This is a genomic window from Sphingobium sp. SG1, from assembly GCF_057063145.1.
This window is the reverse complement of the sequence record NZ_JBVVOJ010000060.1, coordinates 1-1,321: the sequence shown is the minus strand read 5'-3', so window position 1 is coordinate 1,321 and position 1,321 is coordinate 1. Positions and strand designations below refer to the sequence as shown.

Annotated in this window: 1 protein-coding gene and 1 other annotated feature; the gene reads right to left on the bottom strand. The window is 62.1% G+C overall.

All coding sequences use genetic code 11. The features are described 5' to 3' along the window. Positions 1-39: 39 nt before the first annotated feature. Positions 40-1,268 (bottom strand): IS3 family transposase gene (locus tag AC0KVN_RS27545; RefSeq protein ID WP_407673531.1). Its coding sequence is split into 2 segments (ribosomal slippage): positions 40-980 and positions 980-1,268, totalling 1,230 coding nucleotides; the frame shifts between segments, so codons are not numbered across the junction. Next, positions 873-987 (bottom strand) — a sequence feature (AL1L pseudoknot). It overlaps the preceding gene by 115 nt. Positions 1,269-1,321: the final 53 nt, after the last annotated feature.

Sequence of the window (1,321 nt, the reverse complement as noted above, 5' to 3'; positions counted from 1 at the left end):
TGAACCACCCCGGCTTTCCCGGAGGCATTTTGAATTGAGTCATGCAACCATATCGAGGGTCTCTCTGGCTGCATAGTAGTTTGCCTCGGCCTCGGCGGGCGGGATGTAGCCGATGGGGCCGAAAAGGCGTTGATTGTTGTACCAGTCGACCCAACGCAGGGTAGCCATTTCCACGGCCGATGCGCTGGGCCATGACCGCTGCCGCCAGATGACCTCAGTTTTGTAGAGGCCATTGATCGTCTCGGCCAAAGCATTGTCGTAGCTGTCGCCGACGCTGCCGACCGATGGCACGAGGTTGGCTTCGGCCAGGCGCTGGGTGTAGTTCATGGCGAGATATTGAACACCCCTGTCGCTATGGTGGATCAGGCCATCTTCCGGCCCTGGCCTGCGGGCATGTATCGCCTGTTCCAAGGCGTCCAGCACGAAGCCGGCGGTAGCCGACGTGCTGACCTTCCAGCCCACGATCCGGCGGGCATAGGCGTCGATCACGAAAGCTACATAAACGAAGCCGGCCCAGGTGTGGACGTATGTAAAATCGACCACCCACAATGCGTTGGGACGTTCAACGCGGAACTCGCGATTGACTTTATCCAATGGGCACGGGGCTTTCGGATTGCTGACCGTGGTGATCGTCGTCTTGCCACGCCGAACGCCCGCCAGCCCCATGGCCGCCATCAGGCGCTCCACGGTGCACCGGGCGACAGCCACGCCATCGCGCAGCAACTGGTGCCAGACTTTGCGCGCTCCATAGAGCCCGGAACTGGCCTCGTGGACGCGCTTGATCTGCGCCTTGATCTCGTCATCACGACGGGCACGCGCGGGGCGCCTGCCAGGATCGGCCAGGCGACGTGCATGTTCATGGTAGGAGGACGGGGCGATCGCCAACTCATGGCAGATCGGCTCGATACCCAGATCCTCACGATGGGCGTCGATGAACGACATCATCATTTCTCGCGGCGGTCGAGCTCCGCCATCGCAAAATACGCTGATGCCTTGCGCAGGATCTCGTTGGCGCGCCGCAGTTCCTTGACCTCGCGCTCCAGCAATTTGAGCCGGGCCTGATCATCGGCGGCCAGCGCCGCTGGTGCCGTTCGTCGGCTTGCCTCCTCACGGCACCAGCGGCGCAGCGTCTCGGCCGTGCAGCCAATCTTGCTGGCGATCGAGGTCATCGCCTCCCACTCCGAGCCGTAATCGGCGCGATGCTCGCCAACCATGCGCACCGCGCGTTCGCGGACTTCAGGAGAAAACTTGTTCCGGGTCTTGCTCATAAAGAAAGCTCCTTCCCACAAATTGGAGCCTCCGGGAAAGCCGGGGCGGTTCA